Here is a 5065-nt window from a genome sequence, read left to right as displayed (position 1 = left end):
CACGCCGTCGGGGCCGTCGAGGTCGCCGGGCCTGCCGTCGCCGTGCCGGTGGCCGGCGCCGGCGCCGTCACCGCGTTCTGCGCGGCGCTGGCCGCCGCCGGCCTGACGCCGGAGGACGTCGCCGTCCGCCGGCCCACGCTCGACGACGTCTTCGTGCACGTGAACACCGCCGAAGGGCAGGTTCGATGAATTCGCTGGTCCACGACTCGCTGGTGCTGGCCGGCCGCACGTTCGCGCACTGGCGGGCGCAGCCGGTGCCGTTCCTCGTCACGCTGCTGTTCCCGGTGCTCGTCGTGCTGATGATGGGCGGCCTGTTCGGCGGTGCGATCGCCGGCAGCGCGGCCGGCTACGTGCCGTTCGTCGTGCCCGGGGTGCTGGCGCTGACCATGCTGTTCGGCCTCGAGACCACGATGATCGCGATCACCACGGATGCCCAGCGCGGCGTGACCGACCGGTTCCGGTCGCTGCCGCTGCACAGCGGCGCGGTACTCGCCGGGCGGTGCCTGGCCGACCTCGCGGCGTCTGTGGCCGGGCTCGCCGCGATGACCGTCGCCGGGTTCGCTCTCGGCTGGCGGTGGTCCGGCGATGCCGGTGACGTGCTGGCGGCGTACGGGCTGCTGCTCCTGCTCCGGTTCGGGCTGTTGTGGGTCGGCGTCTGGGCCGGCCTGAAGGCACCCGGGCCGGAGGCCGTCGCCGGCGTCCAGATCATGGTCTGGCCGGTCGGCTTCCTCTCCACGGTGTTCCTCGACCCCGCGACCATGCCGTCGTGGCTGGGCGCCGTCGCGGAGTGGAACCCGCTGTCGGCGACGGCGGACGCGGTCCGCGAGCTATTCGGCAATCCCGGCGTGACCGGCGGAAGTTGGCCGGCCGATCACGGACAGGCGTTGTCAGTGATCTGGCCGATCCTGATGGTCGTGGTGTTCGCACCGCTGTCCGCCGCTGCCTATCGGAGGCTGAACCGATGACGTTGGCCGATCACGGCTACATCGAGGTCCGTGGTGCCCGTGAGCACACCCTGAAGAACATCGACGTCGACATCCCGAAGCACCAGCTGACGGTCGTCACCGGCGTGTCCGGGTCGGGCAAGTCGTCGCTGGTCTTCGACACCCTGGCCGCGGAGTCCCAGCGCCAGCTCAACGCCACGTTCAGCGCGTTCGCGCAGAGCCGGCTGCCCAGCTACGGCCAGCCCGACGTCGACCGCATGGCCAACCTGTGCGCCGTCACCGTCGTCGACCAGAAGCGGCTCGGCGGCGCCCGGTCCACCGTCGGCACGGCCACGGACATCGGGGCCCGGCTGCGGCTGATCTACTCCCGGGCGGGCCGGCCGTTCGCCGGCTACTCCAACGCGTTCTCGTTCAACGACCCGCAGGGCATGTGCCCGCGCTGCCAGGGCCTGGGCGTGGTCAGCGTGGTCGACGAGACGCAACTGGTCGACCGCGACCGCTCGCTCGACGACGGCGCGCTGACGTTCCCGGCGTTCGGCGTCGGCCAGTGGTTCTGGCGGTCCTACGCCAGGAGCGGGTTCTTCGACCCGTCGGTGCCGCTGCGCGAGTACAGCGACGAGCAGTGGCGCATCCTCATGTACGCCGAGCAGGGCGAGCTGAAGGCGCCGAACCCCGACGTCACCAGCTACGAAGGGGTCATCGCCCGGTTCCACCGGCTCTACCTGCACAAGGAGCCCGAGTCGTTCAAGGGGAAGACGCGCGAGGCGTTCGAGCGCATCGTCACGCGTGGCACGTGTCCGGACTGCGGCGGCACCCGGCTGGCCGAGGCGGCGCGCTCGTCGCTGATCAACGGGCTGTCCATCGCCGACCTCAACGCGATGCAGGCCGACGACCTCGTCCACGCCATCCGGGCCATCGACGACCCCAGCGTCGCGCCGCTCGTGCAGGACGCCGCGGAGCAGGTCGAGCGGCTGGGCATCCTCGGCCTGGGCTACCTCAGCCTCGACCGTGCGACGTCGACGCTGTCCGGTGGCGAGTCGCAGCGGGTCAAGATGGTGCGGCACCTCGGCAGCAGCCTGTCCGACCTGCTGTACGTGTTCGACGAGCCGACGGTCGGGCTGCACCCGCGCGACGTGCACCGGCTCGGCGAACTGCTGCTCGAGCTGCGCGACAAGGGCAACACGGTCGTCGTCGTGGAGCACGACCCGGAGATCATGGCGATCGCGGACCACTGCATCGACATGGGGCCGGGGGCCGGGCGGGCGGGCGGCACCGTCACGTACGAGGGGCCGTACGACGGCCTGGTGAAGTCCGAGACGCGGACGGGACAGGGGCTGCGGGCGCCGCGGGTCTCGCGCGACGGCGACGCCGTGCGGACGCCGTCGGGGCACGTCCGCATCGAGCACGCGTCGACGCACAACCTGCGCGACGTCACCGTCGACCTGCCGCTGGGGGTGCTGACGGTGGTCACGGGGGTGGCGGGGTCGGGGAAGAGCAGCCTCATCCGCGGCCACCTGCCGGCCGTGCGGCCCGACGTCGTCATGCTCGACCAGAGCCCGGTCCGCGGGTCGCGGCGGTCCAGCCCGGCCACGTTCACCGGCATGCTCGACCCGATCCGGACGCTGTTCGCCCGCACGACGGGCGCGCCGGCGGCGTTGTTCAGCCCCAACTCCGACGGCGCCTGTCCCGAGTGCCAGGGCGCCGGGGTGATCTTCACCGACCTCGCGTTCATGGACGGCGTCACCACCGTGTGCGAGGTCTGCCGCGGGCGGCGCTTCAAGGACGAGGCGCAGCAGTACCTCGTCCGGGGCCGGTCCATCGCCGACGTGTTCGAGATGAGCGTCGCCGAGGGTCTGGAGTTCTTCACCGAGAAGGCGATCCGGACGATGCTGACGCGGCTGAGCGACGTCGGCCTCGACTACCTCACGCTCGGCCAGACCCTCACCACGCTGTCCGGCGGCGAACGGCAGCGGCTGAAGCTGGCCAGCGAGCTGGTGGTGGGCGGCCGGTTCTACGTGCTCGACGAGCCCACCACCGGCCTGCACCTCGCCGACGTCGAGCACCTGATCGCGCTGCTGCACCGGCTGGTCGACGACGGCAACACGCTGATCGTCATCGAGCACAACCTCGACGTCGTCGCGGCGGCCGACTGGATCGTCGACCTCGGGCCCGGCGCCGGCCACGACGGCGGCCGGGTGGTGTTCGAGGGGACGCCGGCGGCGCTGGCCGCCGACGGGTCGACGTACACCGGTCGTTACCTGGCCCGTCATCTCGCCGACTGAGTTCGGCGTTCATGGAGAAGCTCCCCGTCCCCCTGCTGCCCGATGGTCTTGGCCGCGGGCGCGCGCCTCAAGCGGACTATGGAGGCGCTTCGCGCCGGCGATGTCCGCTTGACCCGCGCGTCCGCGGCTCAGAACGGGCAGCTATCAGGGGGACGGGGGAAGTGTGGCGACGGCTTCCGGGGCGTTCGGTCGGCTTCCGGGTGGCGTTAGTGTCGTTGAGCGTCCACCTGGTGAGATTTCACGGTGATTCGGGGGCCATCACGAGGATTACCCCAGCGTCAACACCCCTACAGCCATGGTGAAGCTCACGTAATCCTCGTGACGTGCACGATCCTAGATGATCATGGCGGTCCGTAGTCCGGCAAAACGAGACGAAACGGGCACGCCAACGCCANATGGCGGTCCGTAGTCCGGCAAAACGAGACGAAACGGGCACGCCAACGCCAAGTCGTGCCCGCTCTGCCCCCGTCCCCCTGATAGCTGCCCGTTCTTGGCCGCGCAACCGCGGGTCAAGTCCAAGCGCCCCGACCACAGCGAAGCCCGACCACCACGCGCGCGGACTTGAGGCGCGGTTGCGCGGCCACGAGGATGGGCAGCAGGGGGACGGCCGACGTTAGCTGCTCCAGCTCTCTTACGATGGCGGCGATGATCCTCTCCGCGGCGCCGGACGCCCTCGTCGCGTCGTACGGGCGCGACGACGCCGGCCGGGCCTGGCTGGCCGGGCTGCCCGGATTGCTCGACCGGACGCTGGAGCGATGGAGGCTGCGCCCGGACGGCCCGCCCGGCAACGGGATGGCGGCGCTGGTCCAGCCGGTCACCCGGGCCGACGGCACGCGCGCGGTGCTGCGGCTGCAGCCGTCCGGTGAGGAGACCACCGCCGCCGTGCTCGGGCTGCGCACCTGGGACGGCGACGGCGTCGTCCGGCTGCTCGACCACGACGCCGGCACCGGCGCCATGCTGCTGGAGCGCCTCGACGCCGCCCGGCCGCTGGCCGCCGTGCCCGACGACGACGCCGTCATGACGGTCCTCGGCGGGCTGCTGGTCGAGGCGCCGGCGCCGGACGGCCTGCCGCGGCTGGCCGACGTCGCCGCCGCGACGGTGTCCGCCGCGCCGGGAGCCGTGCCGGCCCTGCGCGACGCCGCCGAACGCCGGCTGGTCGAGGCCTGCGCCGCCGCCGTCACCGGCCTGCTGTCCGACGCCGGCGACCGGCTGCTGCACTGGGACCTGCACGCCGAGAACGTCCTGGCCGGCGAGCGCGAGCCGTGGCTGGCGATCGACCCGGTGCCGCTGGCCGGCGACCCCGCCTTCGACCTCTGGCCGGCCCTGAACAGCCGCTGGGACACCGTCGTGGCCGGTGGGGTCGAGCGGGTCGTGCTGCGCCGGTTCGACCTGCTCACCGAGCTGGTCGGCGTCGACCGCGAGCGGGCGGCCGGGTGGACGCTGGGCCGGGTCCTGCAGAACGCGCCATGGGAGATCGAGGACGGGAAGACCGCCCTGGACCCCGCCGACGTCGCCCTCGCGACGGTCCTGCTGCGCCATCGGACCTGACCGCGCGTGCCGCCCCGGTCTGTCGGCGGCCGCGGGTAATGTTCCGCACGTCGTTCCCCGAAGGGAGAGGGTGCCTGTGCTCGCGAAGTTCGCCGGCCGGTGTGGTGCGTGCGGCGGAGACATCCGGCCCGGTGAAGAGATCGAGAGCTCCGGCAGCGGCCGCAACCGGGCCTGGGTGCACGCGGCCTGCGCCGGTGCTCCCGCGCTGATCCCGGTGCCCGCCGGCGCCGACGCCGAGCCCGCCCTCGTCCCGGCCGAGCCGGTCGCCAAGGCGACCCGCGCCCGGCGGCC

3 protein-coding genes and 2 pseudogenes are annotated in these 5065 nt (G+C 72.6%); all 5 read left to right on the top strand.

Going from position 1 to position 5065, the window contains the following annotated elements; all coding sequences use genetic code 11:
- Window positions 1-189, top strand: a pseudogene (locus DY240_RS31845) (daunorubicin/doxorubicin resistance ABC transporter ATP-binding protein DrrA); the annotation flags it as partial.
- Window positions 186-965, top strand: coding sequence for an ABC transporter permease (locus DY240_RS10685; RefSeq protein ID WP_119659894.1), 780 nt, complete (start codon window positions 186-188; stop codon window positions 963-965). The pseudogene DY240_RS31845 and the gene DY240_RS10685, both read left to right, overlap by 4 nt.
- Complete coding sequence (locus tag DY240_RS10680; RefSeq protein WP_119659893.1) at window positions 962-3226, top strand: ATP-binding cassette domain-containing protein; 2265 nt, start codon at window positions 962-964, stop codon at window positions 3224-3226. The genes DY240_RS10685 and DY240_RS10680 overlap by 4 nt, the downstream gene beginning before the upstream one ends.
- A 636-nt stretch (window positions 3227-3862) precedes the next feature.
- Window positions 3863-4774, top strand: coding sequence for an aminoglycoside phosphotransferase family protein (locus tag DY240_RS10675; protein ID WP_119659892.1), 912 nt, complete (start codon window positions 3863-3865; stop codon window positions 4772-4774).
- A gap of 70 nt (window positions 4775-4844) precedes the next feature.
- Window positions 4845-5065, top strand: a pseudogene (locus DY240_RS10670) (ribonuclease HI); the annotation flags it as partial.

This window comes from Jiangella rhizosphaerae (assembly GCF_003579925.1).
GTDB lineage: Bacteria > Actinomycetota > Actinomycetes > Jiangellales > Jiangellaceae > Jiangella > Jiangella rhizosphaerae.
The sequence above is the reverse complement of the archived record's forward strand: the minus strand, read 5'-3'. Positions and strand labels throughout refer to the sequence as shown.

Excerpts from the sequence above, each read along its gene's own strand:
- DY240_RS10680 (WP_119659893.1), top strand. The coding sequence starts at position 962 with ATGACGTTGGCCGATCACGGCTACATCGAGGTCCGTGGTGCCCGTGAG.
- DY240_RS10675 (WP_119659892.1), top strand. The coding sequence starts at position 3,863 with ATGGCGGCGATGATCCTCTCCGCGGCGCCGGACGCCCTCGTCGCGTCG.
- DY240_RS10685 (WP_119659894.1), top strand. The coding sequence starts at position 186 with ATGAATTCGCTGGTCCACGACTCGCTGGTGCTGGCCGGCCGCACGTTC.